This window comes from Catenulispora sp. EB89, assembly GCF_041261445.1.
Classification (GTDB): Bacteria; Actinomycetota; Actinomycetes; order Streptomycetales; family Catenulisporaceae; genus Catenulispora.
In genome coordinates, this window is the sequence record NZ_JBGCCU010000029.1 from 15598 (window position 1) to 32617 (window position 17020).

The 17020-nt window shown below is 72.2% G+C and carries 9 protein-coding genes and 1 pseudogene; 7 read left to right on the forward strand and 3 right to left on the reverse strand.

Going from position 1 to position 17020, the window contains the following annotated elements:
• Window positions 1-274 precede the first annotated feature (274 nt).
• The 6 genes and pseudogenes from ABH920_RS41165 to ABH920_RS41190 all read left to right on the forward strand — a co-directional run bounded on the left by ABH920_RS41165 (window position 275) and on the right by ABH920_RS41190 (window position 12184).
• Window positions 275-2257, forward strand: coding sequence for a CRTAC1 family protein (locus ABH920_RS41165; RefSeq protein ID WP_370354748.1), 1983 nt, complete (start codon window positions 275-277; stop codon window positions 2255-2257).
• Window positions 2254-3291 carry a hypothetical protein gene (locus tag ABH920_RS41170; protein WP_370354749.1) on the forward strand — a complete coding sequence of 346 codons (1038 nt, stop codon included), beginning with the start codon at window positions 2254-2256 and terminating at the stop codon, window positions 3289-3291. The genes ABH920_RS41165 and ABH920_RS41170 overlap by 4 nt, the downstream gene beginning before the upstream one ends.
• A gap of 14 nt (window positions 3292-3305) precedes the next feature.
• Window positions 3306-9209: an SDR family NAD(P)-dependent oxidoreductase gene (locus ABH920_RS41175; RefSeq protein ID WP_370354846.1), complete on the forward strand. Its 5904-nt coding sequence runs from the start codon at window positions 3306-3308 to the stop codon at window positions 9207-9209.
• A gap of 11 nt (window positions 9210-9220) precedes the next feature.
• Window positions 9221-9676, forward strand: a pseudogene (locus tag ABH920_RS41180) (acyl-CoA thioesterase); the annotation flags it as partial.
• A gap of 131 nt (window positions 9677-9807) precedes the next feature.
• Complete coding sequence (locus ABH920_RS41185) at window positions 9808-10371, forward strand: flavin reductase family protein (protein WP_370354750.1); 564 nt, start codon at window positions 9808-9810, stop codon at window positions 10369-10371.
• A 361-nt stretch (window positions 10372-10732) separates the two neighbouring features.
• On the forward strand, window positions 10733-12184 hold the full coding sequence (locus tag ABH920_RS41190; protein WP_370354751.1) for an MFS transporter: 1452 nt from the start codon (window positions 10733-10735) through the stop codon (window positions 12182-12184).
• Here ABH920_RS41190 and ABH920_RS41195 read toward each other — a convergent pair.
• Entirely contained in the window at window positions 12123-13238 is a 1116-nt protein-coding gene (locus tag ABH920_RS41195; protein WP_370354752.1) for a carboxymuconolactone decarboxylase family protein, read from the reverse strand. The genes ABH920_RS41190 and ABH920_RS41195 overlap by 62 nt on opposite strands.
• Before the next feature lie 235 nt (window positions 13239-13473).
• Here ABH920_RS41195 and ABH920_RS41200 point away from each other — a divergent pair, with 235 nt between their 5' ends.
• Window positions 13474-14271: a TIGR03084 family metal-binding protein gene (locus ABH920_RS41200; protein ID WP_370354753.1), complete on the forward strand. Its 798-nt coding sequence runs from the start codon at window positions 13474-13476 to the stop codon at window positions 14269-14271.
• 706 nt (window positions 14272-14977) lie between these two features.
• Here ABH920_RS41200 and ABH920_RS41205 read toward each other — a convergent pair.
• Both ABH920_RS41205 and ABH920_RS41210 read right to left on the reverse strand, forming a co-directional pair.
• Window positions 14978-16021, reverse strand: coding sequence for an RNA polymerase subunit sigma-70 (locus ABH920_RS41205; protein ID WP_370354754.1), 1044 nt, complete (start codon window positions 16019-16021; stop codon window positions 14978-14980).
• The gene (locus ABH920_RS41210) at window positions 16018-16965 is read right to left on the reverse strand and encodes an LLM class F420-dependent oxidoreductase (protein WP_370354755.1); all 948 of its coding nucleotides are present in this window, start codon (window positions 16963-16965) and stop codon (window positions 16018-16020) included. The genes ABH920_RS41205 and ABH920_RS41210 overlap by 4 nt, the downstream gene beginning before the upstream one ends.
• Between the last annotated feature and the right edge of the window lie 55 nt (window positions 16966-17020).

Consider the following 17020-nt stretch of genomic DNA (forward strand, 5'->3'; position numbering starts at 1 on the left):
GCGCCGGCCTGCGCCGATGTGTGTCGGGGACATTTCAGCGTGCCTGAATATGGATTTCTTCAGAACCCTCACACTGCGTAGCGGAGCAAGTCCGGAGAAGCACCACCAAAGCCCGCGGACGCATGCTGAGGATAAGGGCGGGATGCCCATGATGCGGCAAGGCCATGACGGCGTCTTGTCCCATGTCGTGTTTCAAAACTCCGGCCCATCGAGCCCATGTGCCCTGCACGGATACAGCAAGCCGCAAACCGTTGATGGAGAAGAGGAGTAGGGAATGGCGTTCTCCGAACGTCTTCGCAGACTGGTTCCCGGCGTCACGGCGCTGATTCTCGGAATCGTGATGGTCTTCGTTGCCAATGCCCCGGTCCAGGCCAGCGGCGGTGACGCGGTCGCCAAGCAGTTCTCCTTCCAGGAGATGCCGATCGCCTTCCCGCCGGGATACGACAGCCTTCCACAGCAAACCGTCCGCCAGGTGAATCCGGCCTATTACAAGATCCGGTCCTGGATATCCTCGGTCGGCGCCGGAGTGGCCATCAACGACCTGGTCGGGCACGGCAAGGCCGACGGGATGTGCATCGTGGACACCCGCACCGACAAGGTGGTGGTGACCTACACGCCGACCGCCCCGGCCGCCGACCGGTTCACGCCGTTCACGCTGGACCCGGCGCCGCTGCCGTACGACGGCACGTCGATGGCCCCGATGGGCTGCACCCCCGGCGACTTCCTCGGTGACGGCCGGATGGACCTGCTGGTCAGCTACTGGGGCCGGACCCCGGTGCTGTTCCTGGCCAAGTCCGACGCGACCACGCCGTCGGCGAGTGCGTACAAGCCGGTGGAACTGGTCCCGTCGGCCAGCCCGGACGGCAAGTACCACGGGCCGCAGTGGAACACCAACGCCATCGCCGTCGGCGACTTCGCCGGCCACGGCCACCCCGACATCATCGTCGGCAACTACTTCCCGAACTCCGCGGTCCTGGACCCGCACGGGCAGAAGAACGTCCAGATGCCCAACAGCCTGTCCAGCGCCAACAACGGCGGCGGCGCGCACGTGCTGCGCTGGGTGAGCGCGACGTCGGGCACCGATCCGACGGTCAGCTACGTCGAGGACTCCGATGCCATCCCGTTCGCGAACTCCGCGGGTTGGACGCTGGCCATCGCCTCGGCCGACCTCACCGGCGACGGGCTCCCGGACGTCTACATCGCCAACGACTTCGGGCACGCGTTCGTGCTGCACAACGTCTCGGACGGCAAGACCATCAAGTTCTCCACGGTCTTCGGCAAGCGCACCGCGACCACCCCGAAGTCCTTCGTGATGGGCAACGGCTCGTTCAAGGGCATGGGCGTGGACTTCGCCGACGTCAACGACAACGGCCGCTTCGACGCCATGGTCTCCAACATCACCACCGCCTGGGGCCTGGAGGAGAGCAACTTCCTGTGGATCAACCAGGCCAAGAGCGGCGCGGAGATGAAGAAGGACCTGGACGACGGCTACGCGCCGTTCACCCAGCAGGCCGAGGAGAGCGGCGTGGCGTGGACCGGCTGGTGCTGGGACACGAAGATGGCCGACTTCACCAACAGCGGCCAGCCGGAGATCCTGCAGGCCGACGGGTTCGTCAAGGGCACCATCAACCGCTGGCCGTGGCTGCAGGAGATGGCCATGATGAACGACGACCTGCTGTCGAACCCCGCGATGTGGCCGAACGTCGGACCCGGTGACGACATCGCCGGCGACCAGGCCATGGCCTTCTACGCCCGCAACTCCGACGGCAAGTTCGTCAACGTCAGCAAGCAGCTCGGGCTGGCCGTGCCGACCCCGACCCGCGGCATCGCCATCGGCGACACCACCGGCACCGGCCGTCTGGACTTCGCGATCTCCCGCCAGTTCGGCGCCCCGGCGTTCTACGCCAACACCGAGAGCACCCTCGGCGACTACCTCGACCTCAACCTGGTGCGCCCGTCCACCGACGGCCGGGCGAACACCGGGCTCGAGGGCGCCGGCACCCCGGCCTACGGCGCGACGGTCACCGTCACGGCCAACGGCAAGACCCAGATATCCCAGCTCGACGGCGGCAGCGGCCACACCGGCAAGCGCAGCTTCGACGTGCACTTCGGCTTCGGCACGTACATGGGCCCGGTCCAGGTGCACCTGCAATGGCGTGACACGCAGGGCCAGCTCCACACCCAGGACATGCAACTCCCCGAGGGCAGCCACACCCTGACGCTCTCGGGCAACGCGCAGGAGGTTCCGGCGAAATGACGTCCACGATGAATCCGGGCGCCGGGAGCACGGCGTCGCCGGCGGCGCCGGGCGCGCCCCAGGCCGCGCCGAAGAAGAAACGCGGCAACACCGACCCGCGCTATCTGGCGCTGCGCAACTTCGCGATCTCGATCAGCGTGTTCAACATCTTCGGCTACACCCTGCTGGGCTTCGAGCAGCCGTGGCTGTGGCCGTTCATCTCGGTGCTCTACGCGTACACCCTGGAGATCGGCTTCGAGATCATCAGCGCGTGGGCGCAGCGCCGCCCCCGCCGCTTCATGGGCCGGGGGGTGCGCGGGATGTACGAGTTCCTGCTCCCGGCGCACATCACCGCGCTGGCCTGCAACATGCTGCTGTACGGCAACAGCCAGATCTGGCCGATCCTGTTCGCGGTCGGCGTCGGCGTGACCGGCAAGCACGCGCTGCAGGCGCCGGTCCAGGGCCGGATGCGGCACTTCATGAACCCGTCGAACTTCGGCATCACCATGACGCTGCTGGTGTTCGGCGGCACCTGGATGAGCATCGCGCCGCCGTACGAGTTCACCGAGAAGGCGAACACGTTCTTCCGCGTCATGATCATCGTCATCATCGCCACCGCGGGCACCGTCATCAACGCCCTGCTGACCAAGAAGACCCTGCTGATCACCGGCTGGATGGGCGGCTTCTTCCTGCAGGCCGTGGTGCGGCACTGGATCTGGCACGTGGCGCTGTTCAACGCCCTGGGCCCGATGACCGGCGTGGCGTTCATCCTCTTCAGCAACTACATGATCAGCGACCCGGGCACCACGCCGTCGCGCCCGCGCAACGGCTTCATGTTCGGCGCCTCGGTCGCCACGGTCTACGGGATCATGATGGTCTTCAACATCGTCTACACCCTGTTCTTCGCGACGTCCTTCGTCTGTGCCGCCCGCGGGGCCGGCTGGTGGGTCGCGTACCTGATGAAGAAGCGGAAGGCGGCGCGCGGGGCGCAGCCGCTGGCGCCGCTGCCGTACGGCAGGCCCGCGCCGGCCGAGGCCGGGACGATCGCCGCGTGAACACCGAGCTTGCCATGAAGACACGGATCGCCGTGGTCGGCATCGCCTGCCGCTATCCCGACGCCGACTCCCCGCAGCGGCTCTGGGAGAACGTCCTGGCCGGGCGTCGGGCCTTCCGGCGCCTGCCGGACGAGCGGATGCGCGCCGAGGACTACTACTCACCGGACCCCGCGGCCCCGGACCGTTTCTACTCGGCCAAGGCCGCGGTCATCGAGGGGTTCGAGTTCGACCGGGTCAAGTACAAGATCGCCGGCAGCACCTTCCGGTCCACCGACATGACGCACTGGCTGGCCCTGGACACCGCGTCCCGGGCCCTGGCCGACGCCGGGTTCCCCGACGGCGCGGGCCTGAACAACCGGGCCACCGGCGTCATCATCGGCAACACCCTGACCGGCGAGTTCGCCCGCGCCAACGTCATGCGGCTGCGCTGGCCCTACGTCCGGCGCACGGTCGGCGCGGCCCTGCGCGAGCAGGGCTGGGACGACGCCGCGCTGACGGAGTTCCTGGGCGGTCTGGAGCAGCGCTACAAGGCGCCGTTCCCCGGCATCGACGAGGACACCCTGGCCGGCGGCCTGGCCAACACCATCGCCGGCCGGATCTGCAACCACTTCGACTTCGCCGGCGGCGGCTTCACCGTCGACGGGGCCTGCTCCTCCTCGCTGCTGTCGGTGGCCACCGCGTGCGACGCGCTGGCCTCCGGCCGGCTCGACGCCGCCGTCGCCGGCGGCGTGGACCTGAGCATCGACCCCTTCGAGGTGATCGGCTTCGCCAAGACCGGGGCCCTGGCCACCGGCGAGATGCGGGTCTACGACAAGCACTCCAACGGGTTCTGGCCCGGCGAAGGCTGCGGAATGCTGGTCCTGATGCGGGACGAGGAAGCGCTCCGGCGCGGCCTGTTCCGCTACGCGACCATCGCCGGCTGGGGCTACTCCTCCGACGGCAAGGGCGGCATGACCCGGCCGGAGGCCTCCGGGCACCGGCTGGCCATCGAGCGCGCCTATGCGGCTGCTGGGTTCAATATCGACAGCGTCGCCTACCTCGAAGGCCACGGCACCGGCACCGCCGTCGGCGACGCCACCGAACTGCGGGCCTTCTCCGAGGCCCGCCGCGCCGCCGACCCCGAGGCCGCACCCGCGGCGATCAGCACCGTCAAGGGGAACTTCGGGCACACCAAGGCCGCCGCCGGCGTGGCCGGCCTGCTCAAGGCCATCCTGGCGGTCCGGCACCAGGTGATCCCGCCGGCCACCGGCCACGTCGACCCGCACCCGGAGCTGACCGGCGACCGGCCGGCGCTGCGGGTGCCGAGCGCGGCCGAACTGTGGCCGCCGGACTTGACCGTGCGGGCCGGCGTGTCGTCGATGGGCTTCGGCGGCATCAACGCGCACATCGTCCTCGAACACGGCGACGGCGCGCGCCGTACCGAGCTCGGCCCGGAGACCCGGCAGCTGGTCCGCTCCCGCCAGGACGCGGAGCTGCTGCTGGTCGACGCCGCCGGGGTCGCCGAGCTGCGCGGCCGGATCGCGCAGGTCGCCGCGCTGTGCGGACGGCTGTCCTACGCCGAGGTCGCCGACCTCGCGGCCACCCTGCAGTCCGAGACCGCCGACCGGCCGCTGCGCGCGGCGGTCGTGGCCGGCTCCCCGGAGGAGGCCGAGCGCAAGTTCGGCAAACTCCTGACCCTGCTCGACGCGGGCTCGCGGACGGTGCTGGACCTGGCCGACGGGGTCTTCCTGGGCAGCGCGGCGATGCTGCCCCGGATCGCGTTCCTGTTCCCCGGCCAGGGCGCCGGGCGCCGGGGCGACGGCGGGGCGCTGCGGCACCGGTTCGCCGAGATCGACGAGCTGTACCGGACCGCCGCGCTGCCGACCGACGGCGACCTGGTCGCCACCGAGGTCGCGCAGCCGCGCATCGTCACCTCCTCGCTCGCGGGTCTCAAGATCCTGACCCGCCTGGGCATCGAGGGATCGGGCGCGGCGGGCCACAGTCTGGGCGAGCTCACGGCCCTGCACTGGGCCGGCGCGATGGACGAGGCCGGGCTGCTGGCCGCCGCCGCGGCGCGCGGCCGCATCATGGCCGAGGCCTCGGCCGGGAACGGCGCCATGGCGTCGATCTCCGCCGCCGCCGAGACCGTCGAGCCGCTGCTGGCCGGCGAGCCGGTGGTGATCGCGGGCTACAACAGCCCCACCCAGACCGTGGTGTCCGGGCCCGCCGACGCCGTGGAGCGGGTCGGCGCCCGGGCTTCGGCCCGGGGCCTGGACGTGGCCCGCATCGCGGTGTCGCACGCCTTCCACTCCGAGCTGGTCGCCCCGGCGGCCGAGGAGTTCGGGTCCTGGCTGGCCGAGCAGGAGCACAGCCCCCTGCGCCGCCGCATGGTCTCGACCGTGACCGGTCAGGAGCCGGACGCGGACCTGGACGTGCCGGCCCTGCTGGCCCGCCAGATCCGCGAACCCGTCCGGTTCGCCGACGCCGCCGCGGCCCTGGCCGAGCGGGCCGACCTGCTCATCGAGGTCGGTCCGGGACGGATCCTGCGCGGCCTGGCCGCCGACATCGCCCCGGCGGTGCCGGTGGTCTCGATGGAGACCGACAGCCCGTCGCTGGCCGGTCTGCTGCGCACGGTCGCCGCCGCCTACGTGCTCGGCGCGCCGGTGCGGCACGGCGAGCTGTTCGCCGACCGGTTCACCCGGCCGCTGCCGCTGGACAAGGAGTTCAGCTTCTTCGCCAGTCCCTGCGAGACGGCGCCGGAGGACATCCCGGCCGCCGTCGTCAGCACCGGGAACGGTGTTACGGTCGGCGGTGCGGCGGCCGAATCGGCGCTGCGGATCGAACTGGCCGCGCCGGAAGGGTCCGCGCACGGACAGAGCGTGCTGGAAGTCCTGACCCGGCTCGCCTCCGAGCGTGCCGAGCTGCCGCCGGAAGCCGTCCGGCCGGACAGCAACCCGCTGGACGAACTGCACCTGAGCTCCATCACGGTCGGCCAGATCGTCAACCAGGCCTGCCGCGAACTGGGCCTGGTGCCGCCGGCCACCACCTCGGCGTTCGCCACCTCCACGATGGCCGAACTCGCCGCGATGCTGGAGGAGCTCGGCGGGACCGCGCAGGAGGCCGACGCCGAACGGCCGCGGGCCGCACCCGGCGTGGGTCCCTGGGTCCGCGCTTTCGCGGTGGACCTGGTTCCGACCGCCGTCGGCGTGCCGGTCTCCGGTGCCGAACAGGCTGCCGGAGCTGGAGCCGCGGCCGAAGCTGGAGCCGGAGCCGCCACCGGCGGTGAATGGCGGCTGTTCGCGCCGGACCGGCATCCGCTGGCCACTGCGCTGCACGAGGCGCTGCGCCAGGCCGGCCTCGGCGACGGGGTCCTGCTGTGCCTTCCTCGGGAGCCCGATGCGGACGACGTCCTGCTGATGCTGCGCGCGGCCCGCGCCGCGCTGTCCGCCGTGGACCCGGTGCGCTTCGTCGTGATCGGGGAACGGCGCGGCGGTGCGGGACTGGCCAAGACCCTGCACCTGGAGGCGCCGAACGTCGCCACCACGGTGGTCACCCTGCCATTGCCGCTGGGGATGTCCGAGGCGCGCGCCGACCGCGCGGTGCACCGGATCGTCGCGGACGTCGCGGCCACCGACGGGTTCAGCGAGGTGTTCTACGACTCGGCCGGGGAGCGGCACGTGCCGGTTCTCAGAGCCCTGCCGGAGACGCCCGCGGACGCCTATGACAGTCCTCTGACGTCCGCCGACGTCCTGCTGGTCACCGGCGGCGGCAAGGGCATCACCGCCGAGTGCGCGCTGTCGCTGGGTGTGGAGACCGGTGCCGCGGTCGGCCTGCTGGGCCGGTCGGACCCGGCCGAGGACGCGGAGCTGGCGGCCAACCTGGAGCGGATGGCGGCGGCCGGCGTGCGGTACCACTACGCGCGCGCCGACGTCACCTCCGCCGACGAGGTGAAGGCCGCGGTCGAGCAGGTCCGGGGTGCTTTGGGCGCGGTGACCGCGGTGCTGCACGGCGCCGGCCGCAACGTGCCCGCGGCCCTGGTGAACCTGGACGAGGCCGCGTTCCGCAGAACCCTGGCACCGAAGATCGCCGGGCTCGAGGCCGTGCTGTCCGCGGTGGATCCGGCCTCGCTGCGGCTGCTGGTCACCTTCGGCAGCATCATCGGCCGCGCCGGTCTGCGCGGCCAGGCCGACTACGCCGTCGCCAACGACTGGATGACGGACCTCACGCACCGGGTGGCCGAGGAGTTCCCCGGCTGCAAGTGCCTGGCGCTGGAGTGGTCGGTGTGGTCCGGCGCCGGCATGGGGGAGCGGCTCGGCGTGCTGGAATCCCTGGTGCGCGAAGGCATCGAGCCGATCCCGGCCGAGGACGGGGTGGCGCTGCTGTCCCGGATGATCGCCGACCCGTCGGCGCCGACCTCCGCGGTCGTGATGGGACGCGCGGAGGGCCTGCCGACGATCACCCTGGAGCGCGCCGAGGTCCCGCTGCTGCGCTTCCTGGACCGGGTGCAGGTGCACTACCCCGGTGTGGAGCTGGTGGCGGACTGCGACCTGTCCGGCGACAGCGACCTGTATCTGCCCGACCACTACCTGGACGGCGACCTGCTGTTCCCGGCGGTGTTCGGCATGGAGGCGATGGCGCAGGCGGCCAAGGCCCTGACCGGCCGCGGCCAGGCGCCGGTGCTGGAGAACGTGGAATTCCTCCGGCCGATCGTCGTGCCGCCTCAGGGTTCGACGACGCTGCGGGTCGCCGTGCTGGCCGACGGCCCGGACGCGGTCACGGCCGTGATCCGCAGCAGCGACACCGGTTTCGCGGCCGACCACTTCCGGGCCCGGCTCCGCTACGGGGTCGCGGCCTTGGACGGCGGCGCGGGGTCCGGGGCCGGAACCGAGCGCCTGCCTCTGGATCCGGCCGGCGACCTGTACGGTCCCGTGCTGTTCCAGGGCGCCCGGTTCCAGCGCCTGCTCGGCTACCGCGCGCTGGCCGCGAAGCGCTGCGTCGCGGACATCGCGAACCAGCCGACCGCACCGTGGTTCGCGCCGTTCCTGGCCGGCGAGCTGGTGCTCGCCGATCCCGGGACGCGCGACGCCATGATGCACTCGATCCAGTGCTGTGTGCCGGACGCGACGCTGCTGCCGGCCGGGATCGAGAAGCTGTACCTGGCCGACCCGGCGGTCGTCGGGAGTCAGGATGCTGTCACCCTGCACGGCCGCGAGCGCAGCCGTGACGGCGACACCTATATATGGGACGTCGACGTCCGCGACGGCTCCGGCGCTCTGGTCGAGCGCTGGGAGGGCCTGACCCTGCGCGCGGTGCGCAAACAGGACGGCTCCGGGCCCTGGACGCCGACGCTGCTCGGTCCGTACGTCGAGCGGCGTACGGACCAGGTTCTGCCGGCCGCCCTGCGGGTCGCGATCCGTCCGGACGCGCCGGGGGAGGACCGCGGCGTCCAGACCCGGCGCCGGCAGACCGCGCAGACGGTCGGCTGGCTGCTCGGCGGCGAGGCCGACCTGCGCTACCGGCCCGACGGCAAGCCCGAGGCCGCCGGCGGGTTCGCGGTGTCCTCCGCGCACGGCGCCGGTGTGACGCTCAGCGTCGCGGCCGAGGGTGTCGCAGTGGCCTGCGACATCGAGGCGGCGGCGGAGCGGCCCGAGAGCGAGTGGGCCGACCTGCTCGGTCTGCCGGGCCTGGAGCTGGCGCGGCTGATCGCGGCCGAGTCCGGCTCGGACCTGGCGTCCGCGGCCACCCGGGTCTGGGGTGCGCTGGAGGCACTGGGCAAGAGCGGCCGGGCGCGTGCGGACCTGGTCGTCGACGGGCCTTCCCGGGACGACCGCTGGGTTCTGCTGCGGTCGGGCGGGGCGCGCATCGCGACCTTCGCGACGGCGCTGCGCGGGCAGTCCGAGCCGGTCGTGCTCACCCTGCTCGCCGAAGACAAGGAGTAACGGTGGTAACGGTGGAGTCCTACTACGAATACCGGCACCTGGTGGGTTTCGAGGAGACCAACCTCGTGGGCAACGTGTACTACGTCAATTACCTACGGTGGCAGGGTCGCTGCCGGGAGATGTTCCTGCGGGACCAGGCCCCCGAGGTACTGGCGGAGGTCCAGGACGACCTGAAGCTGTTCACGCTGAAGGTGGACTGCGAATTCCTCGCCGAGATCACGGCTTTCGACGAGCTCTCGATCCGGATGCGCCTGGAGGACCTGACGCAGACGCAGGTCGGGTTCGCGTTCGACTACGTGAAGCTGGCCGGCGAGCAGGAGACGCTGGTCGCCCGCGGCCGGCAGCGGATCGCGTGCATGCGCGGCCCGAACGGGGACACCCGGCCGGCGAAGGTGCCGGACGCGCTGCGCGAGGCGCTGTCGCGGTACCGGATGGGGTCGGTCGTCGCGGGTGCTTCGGGTGCTTCGGGGGCCGCGGGTGCTTCGGGCGTCCCGGGCGGCTCTGCTGCCTCCGGTGCGTCCGGCGCCTCCGAGTCCAAGGTGCTCGCCGGGTCGGCCGCCGACCGCGGCGGCGAGGCGGTGCTGCAGGGATCACGGCCGTGAGCGTCATCGGGACGACCGGCCTGGATCCGGAACCGACGCTGCGCGACCGGCTGCCGTCCGGGCTGCACGCCCCGGCGGATCTGCGCAGCTGCTTCGGGATGTTCGCCACGGGCATCACGGTGGTCGCCGCCGGCGGCCCGAACCCGTGCGGCATGACGGCGAACTCCTTCACCTCGGTGTCGCTGGACCCGCCGCTGGTGCTGGTGTGCATCGTGCACGACGCCGCGATGCACAAGGCGATCCTGGGCGAGGGCAGCTTCGCGATCTCGGTGCTGGCCGCGCACCAGGAGCCGGTCGCGCGGCACTTCGCCAACCGCGACCGGCCGCGCGGCGAGCGCGAGTTCGAGGCCGTGCGCTGGCAGCCGGGCCCGGTCACCGGCGCCCCGGTGGTGGCCGACACCCTGGCCTGGATCGAGTGCGGCCTGGCCGCCGTGTACGACGGCGGCGACCACTCGATCTTCGTGGGCTCGGTCCTGGACATGGGCAAGGGCGGAGCCGGGGACGCGCTGTTGTTCTTCCGCGGCGGCTATCACCGGCTGGAAGCGGGGACACCCAAGTAGACGCGGCGCGAGAAACCCCTGCCCGGGCGGTTCCGGCATCTCTGCCGGATCCGCCCGCGGCCGCCGTTTTGTGAACAAGTCCGCAGTATGCAGATGTGCGCGCCTGAATCACGTCATGAACTCTCATGAACGTGAATATACGAACGTTCACCTGTATTTGTTACTCTCCGAGCGCCCCTCGCGATGGATCAGAGCACGTTGGAAGAAGCCTGACGTGATCTAGATGCATGAGCATTTTATTCGCTCGCTGTTAACTGCCACGCACCTTCCGTCTGAAACAGGCGGCAGCACGTGCGTGCCAACGGCCGCCAGACCACAGGGGGGACTCTCCGGCCTCGGCCCCGCATCGGAAGGCGGACTCATGACCCCAACCCAACGGTGGACGCTCGCCGTGGCCTGGATCGTGATCCTGACCGCCGGCGCCGACAACCTCGGCGTCAACACGGCGCTGCGCGCCATCCAGGCCACCGGCGTCGCCTCAGCGCCCACCCTGCTGTGGGCGCTGCTGGTGCACCTGCTGGCGCTGCTGGCCGCGCTGTGCGCCGGCGACCGGATCGGCACCCGGATCGGCAACCGGCGCGCGCTGATCGCCGGATCCCTGCTGTACACCGGGGCTTCGGCGGCGTGCGCGCTCGCGGCGCACGGAACCGTGCTGGTCGCGGCCCGGGCCGGCCAGGGGGCGGGATCGGGGCTGGCGGTCGCGGCGGCGCTGGGGCTGATGCGCCTGGCGTTCCCGGCGGACTCCCGCGGCACCGCGGCCCACCGCGTGGCGCCGGGCTTCGCGCTGGCGCTGGTGGCCGGACCGCTGGTGGACGGCGCGGTGGCCGCCGGCCCCGGCTGGCGCTGGATCTTCGCCGCCGACGCGGTGGTCGGCCTGTGCGTCGCCGCGATCGGCTACCTTCTGGTCCGCCCGGACGGCGGCCGGCGCGGGCGCCTGGACCCCGAGGGGGTGCTGGCCGCCGTCATGGCCGTCGGCGGCCCCGTCTGGGCCCTGGTGCGGTCCGGCCGGGTCGGCTGGCGGGCGCCGGAGGTGCTGGTCGTGCTGGGGGCCGGCGCCGTCGCGCTGGCCGCGCTGCTGTGGTGGGACACGCCGTCAGGGCCCCTGCACCGCTGGCGGTTCCTCGCCGGCAACGCCTCCGACCTGTTCCTGTTCGCCTCGATCTACGGCACCGCGTTCCTGGTGGCCGCCGACCTGCGCGGCGTCGGCGGGCACGGGCCGCTGGGCATCGGGCTGCGGCTCACGCCCTGGACCGGGTTCATGGCCGCGGCGACGGTGTATCCGGTGCGCGAGCGGTTCGGCCGCGAGTGGGTCTCGGCGCTGGGCTCCGCGCTGCACGCCGGGGGACTGGTCTGGCTGGCCTGGATGGCACCGTCGGGTCAGCTCTCGACCACCGCGGCGGTTCCGCTGGCGCTGTCCGGGATCGGCGCCGGGCTGGCGCTGTCCCGGGCCCGGGTCGCCGGGCTCGGCCGGGTGCGGCGGGACGCCCCGGGGCGCGCGCCGGCACTGCTCGGCGCGGTCCCGATGGCCGGGGCCGCGGTCGGGATCGCGCTGCTGGCGGTGGTCGCGCACGCCAGCCGGTCCGGCGTCCCGGGGCCGCACCGGGCCGCCGGCGCGGCGATGGCCTGCGGCGCCGGCCTCGCGCTGGCCGCCGCGGTGGCGGTGCTCGCCGTACCGCGCGAGCGCGGGAGCGCTCCGCGTCCGCCGGCCCGGCGCGGGCCGGCGTGGTCGGTGTTGCGGCCGCTGGCGCTGGTCACCGTACCGAACGGTGGTCGGCGAGTGGTGTCCAGGAAGCGATGTGGCGTGCCGCGGTGAAGCTCGCCCACGAGGTGAGGAGGATCAGGGTTCTGTCGGCGCCGGACGCGGTGCCGGCGCCGGTGTCGGAGCCCGATCCGGTTCGGAAGGCGGCGATCGTCTGGTCGTCGACCTGCCAGGACGCCAGCGCCACCAGCAGGGCCAGCCGGCCCGCGGCCCGGTCGGCGCCGGGCAGCTCGGCGACCGCCTGGTCCAGCCAGCGCCGGTCCAGGCCGGGCGGGCGGCCGTCCCAGGCACCGAGGACCCGCGGCAGCAGCTCGGCGACGGAGTCCGGCACCGCCTCGCGCCCGGCCTGCTCGATCGCCTGCGCGGCGCGGGCGAATGCCTCGGCCACCGCCGGGGCGCCGGCGGCCCAGGCCAGGTCGGCCGGGAGCGCGGCGGCGGGCAGCAGGTCGGCCGAGGTGCCGGCGGGCGTGGGCCGGCGCGAGGCCCGGCGCATCAGGGTGCCGAGCACGCGCGCGACCACCGGCAGCGCGCTGCGGGGCGTGCCGTCGGGCATGGGCACGTCGGGCAGGAAGACGTTGACCATGCGGTTGAGGTAGTGGAAGACCGCGGTCACGCCGACCAGCTCAGGGGCCTGATCCGCGGGGAAGGGGAGTTCGAGGCCGGAGGCGGTGTCGCGGACCGCGCCGTCCCGGGCCCACGCGGCTATCGCGCGCAGCTGGTCGTCGCCGATGTCGTCGAAGTGGTCGTCGGCGATGGCCTGCGCGTCGCGGCCGCGCACCAGCGAGTTCACGGTCGCGGTGTGGACCGTGACGCAGTAAGGGCACGAATTCGCCAGCGACACCGCCGAGGCCGCGACCTCCTTGGCGGCGCGCGCGGCCAGGCCGTCGGCGACCAGCGTCTCGCGCAGCGTCAGCCAGCTGGCCGCGAGCATGTCCGGGGCCGGGGAGTGCAGGGCCAGCGGCGGCGCCAGCACGCCGAAGTCGCGCTCCATCTCGCCGTACACTCGGGCCACCAGATGCCGCGCGGAGCGTACGTCCACCGGCGTGACCCGCTGGACCTGCGCGAGCGCCGTACGGCGGAGGACCGGTCGGATGGGGTTGGCACTCATCTTCGCTCCTTCGGCGGTCCCCGGGCGGAAAGCCACGGTGGCATATGTGTCTTATGATCCGGTAGGCCTGCCGCCGCGAGCCCCTTCGAGATTGCGCTCCGGAGGTTCGCAGCTCCCTGATGACCCAGCGCGGACCGCACAGCGGAAGAGGAGGACGCGGCCCCGCCGTCCCGATACTCGTCAGTGACCCCGGACATGCGACTTCGCCGGCTGACGCGGCGGACAGGGAGGACCCGTGAACGCGATGCAGGACGTGTACACCGACTTGGCGGCCGAGGCCGCCGACCTCGACCGTGTGGTGGCCGCACTCGACCAGGAGGGCTGGCAGACACCGACCCCGGCCCCGGGCTGGACGGTCGCGCACCAGATCGCCCACCTGGGCTTCATCGCCCACCTGGCCTGGGCCGCAGCGGCGGACCGCGCCGAATTCGGCCGCCTGGCAGCCGCCGCCAAGGACGACTTCGAAGGCGCAGTGAGCACCGCCCTCGCCGACTACCTCACCGGCGGCCCCACCCAGACCCTGTCCCGCTGGCGCGCCGACCAGGCAGCGGCCACCAAGGCCCTCGCAGAGGTCCCCGCGGACCAGGTAGTCCCCTGGCTGGTGAACCCCCTCCCGCCCTCGATCCTGGCCGCGGCGGGCCTGATGGAACTCTTCGGCCACGGCCAGGACATCTACGACGCCCTCGGCATCGACCGCACCCCCACCGACCGCATAGGCCACCTGGCCTTCTTCGGCACCCGCACCCGCGACTTCGGCTACCTGGCCCACAACCTCACCCCGCCCACCGAAGAATTCCGCTTCGAACTCACCGCCCCCAGCGGCCTGATCTGGAACTTCGGCCCCGAAACCGCCCCCGACCGCATCACCGGCCCCGCCCACGACTTCTGCCTCCTGGTAACCCGCCGCCGCCACCACGCCGACCTGGCCCTCACCGCCACCCCCGGCGAAGCCACCCGCTGGCTGGACATCGCCCAGGCATACCGCGGCCCCGCTGGCGAGGGACGGAAGCCGGGGCAGTTCGCGGGGGTTTGATGGGGTGGTGAGCGGGGCGGGGCGGAGGCGACTGGCCGGCTATCTGCGTCCTGCTGCGGCGCTGCCGCTGCGGTTCGCTGCTGGCGCTGCGGGTGCTGCTGCGGCCGCGCGGCGATGGCGGGGCGGCTGGCTGCGAGCGCCGCTGATAGCTGCCGACGCGGCGGTGGTGGGGCAGTTCGCCGATGTTCGATGGGGAGGGGAGCGCGGCCGGTCGGGTGGTTGGCTGCGGGTTCGGGATAGCCGCCCGCCGGCGCTGATACGACCGCGCGGCGAGGGCGAACGCTCCGCGGCGGCTGGCTGCGCTGCGGGGTGCTGATACGACCGCGCGGCGATGGCGGGGCAGTTCGCGGAGGCTTGATGGGAGGCGAGTGCGGCCGAGCGGCTGGCTGGCTGCGGGTTCGCGATAGCCGCTCGCCGGCGCTGATGTTGCGGCACTGATACGAGGGTGAAGCTCCGCGGCGGCTGGCTGCGCTGCGAGGTGCGGCGGGAGCGGTCGGCTGCCGATGCCAGCTGGTGCCGGCGCAGCGACGGCAGCGTGGTCTGCGGCGGCGGCTGTCGGCATGGCGGGGTGCTGCTGGATCGGCGGCGCGGCGGCGGTCGGCTGTCGGTGGTTGCTGGCTGCCGGTGCGGCGGGATTCGTCGCACCACCGCATCGCCCCGGCGTTGCGGCGGGTGGGTTTCCTGGCCGGCGGGCCCGGCCTGGTGCTCAGCCCGCCAACGTTCCCGTCGACAGTCCCGCAGCTCGCACGCTGTCCGGGAATCCGAAAGCCCCCGCCAGCGCCGCGTCGCCGAATGCCGTGATGCGCTCGATCCTGTCCCGCCGCACCCCCAGCACCGCGACCCCGTAGGCGCGGTGCGTGCCCTTCCCGTCGCGGAGGTATGCGACGGCGGCGGGTTGGCCGTTGGCGCGTGTTGGCAGCATCAGCCAGGTGCCGGGGTCGGCGACGGCCCGGCGTAGGTGGTGGATGCAGGTCTGAAGGCCTGAGTACCAGCTCAGCGATGGTGTGACCTCGAGTACCGCGTCCTGTGTCAGCACGCGTTCCAGGGCGGTTGTATCCGACCTTTCGAAGGCCTCGATGTAGATATTCAACAGTGCGCGCTCCTGCGCTCCCGTCGGCAGTGTCATGTCGTCGGCGGTTGGGGCGGCCTGTTCGATGCGGCTGCGGGCACGCTGGAGGGCGCTTTTCACCGCGGCGGTGGTCATTCCCAGCATCTGTCCGACGTCCGCCGCCGACAGGTCCAGTACCTCCCGGAGCAGGAGGACGGCACGTTGCCGGGGCGCCAGGTGCTGCAGGCTCGCGACCAGCGCCAGGCGGAGGTCCTCGCGTCTGTCGGCTACCGTCGCGGGGTCGTCGGGGCGGTCGGTGAGTCGGCTGTCGGCGATCGGTTGGAGCCAGCTGAATCCGGGCTCTGCCATGGTCTGCGGGCCTTCGGGATCGTCGCTCGGTGCGCCCAGGCCGGAGGGCAGCGGACGGAGCTTGCGGCTCTGCAACGCGGTCAGGCAGGCATTGGTCGCGATCCGGTACAGCCACACCCGTACCGACGACCGACCCTCAAATCCCTGATATGAACGCCAAGCCCGCAGAAACGTCTCCTGGACGACGTCCTCCGCCTCGTCCGCGGACCCCAGCATGCGGTAACAGTGCGCAAGCAGCTCACGCCGCGACTTCTCAGCCTCGGCAGCGAAACCCTCGGCAGCGAAACGCTCAGCGGCGAAACCCTCGGCAGCAAAACCCCCATCCCCCGTCATGCGACAAAAGCCTCTGCGAACCCCTCGACAACCCCGCCGCCGATCACATCGGGAAAGCTGATGATGAACTCCTCAACCCCGACCGCCTCATAAGCCGCGATCCGCTCCCGAACCGTCTCCACCGTCCCGACCAGCCCGTACTCCGCGAGCTCGCCCGGGAACACCGCCGGAATCCACTGCGGCAGCCGCGACCGCGCCTCCCGCTCGGTGTCCCCCAGCGACCCGTACATGAGCACCGTCTTCCGAATCGCCCCGAAATCCCGCCCCACCGCCTCGCAGTGCCGGCGAAGCACCTCCAGCTTGTGCGCCACCGTGGCCGGATCCCCGAGCAGGTTGCACATGTCGGCATACTTCGCGACCAGCTTCAGCGTCATCCGCTCGCCCCCGCCGGCGATCATCATCGGGATGTGCGGGCTCTGCACGCCCTTCGGCTGGTTGATCGCGTCAGCCACCGTGTAGTGCCGCCCCTTGAACGTCGTCTCCGACTCCGTCCACATCGACAGAATGATCTGCACGGCCTCATCCAGCCGCCGCAACCGCGTCGCGTCGTCCCGGAACTCGAACCCGTAGCTCCGATAGTCCGGCTCGTACCACCCCGCCCCGATCCCGAACGTGAACCGCCCCCCGCCGATCGCGTCGACCGTGGAGGCCATCTTCGCCTGCAACGCCGGATGCCGGTAGTCGTTGCACGTCACCAGCTGCCCGACCCGGATCCGCTCGGTCTCCCGCAGCAGCGCCGCCACTGTCGTCCAGCACTCGAACACCATGTGCTGCGAAGGCGGCACGGTCACCAGATGGTCCGCGACGTACACGCTTTCGTACCCGGCCCGCTCCGCGCTCTGCGCCACGGCGACCAACGCGTCGAACGTCCCCGCCGGGTCGAGGCGACCCGCGAGCTCCTGCGTGAAGCCCTGCGGCAACCCCAAACTAAAACTGACGGCCATCGTCGTCGTGTCCTCTCATCGAAGGCGCGCGAACACGGCGCGCTCGATGTACAGA

Coding starts and splice junctions, on each gene's coding strand:
- ABH920_RS41165 (WP_370354748.1), top strand. CDS start 275: ATGGCGTTCTCCGAACGTCTTCGCAGACTGGTTCCCGGCGTCACGGCG.
- ABH920_RS41170 (WP_370354749.1), top strand. CDS start 2,254: ATGACGTCCACGATGAATCCGGGCGCCGGGAGCACGGCGTCGCCGGCG.
- ABH920_RS41175 (WP_370354846.1), top strand. CDS start 3,306: ATGAAGACACGGATCGCCGTGGTCGGCATCGCCTGCCGCTATCCCGAC.
- ABH920_RS41190 (WP_370354751.1), top strand. CDS start 10,733: ATGACCCCAACCCAACGGTGGACGCTCGCCGTGGCCTGGATCGTGATC.
- ABH920_RS41195 (WP_370354752.1), bottom strand. CDS start 13,238: ATGAGTGCCAACCCCATCCGACCGGTCCTCCGCCGTACGGCGCTCGCG.
- ABH920_RS41205 (WP_370354754.1), bottom strand. CDS start 16,021: ATGACGGGGGATGGGGGTTTTGCTGCCGAGGGTTTCGCCGCTGAGCGT.
- ABH920_RS41210 (WP_370354755.1), bottom strand. CDS start 16,965: ATGGCCGTCAGTTTTAGTTTGGGGTTGCCGCAGGGCTTCACGCAGGAG.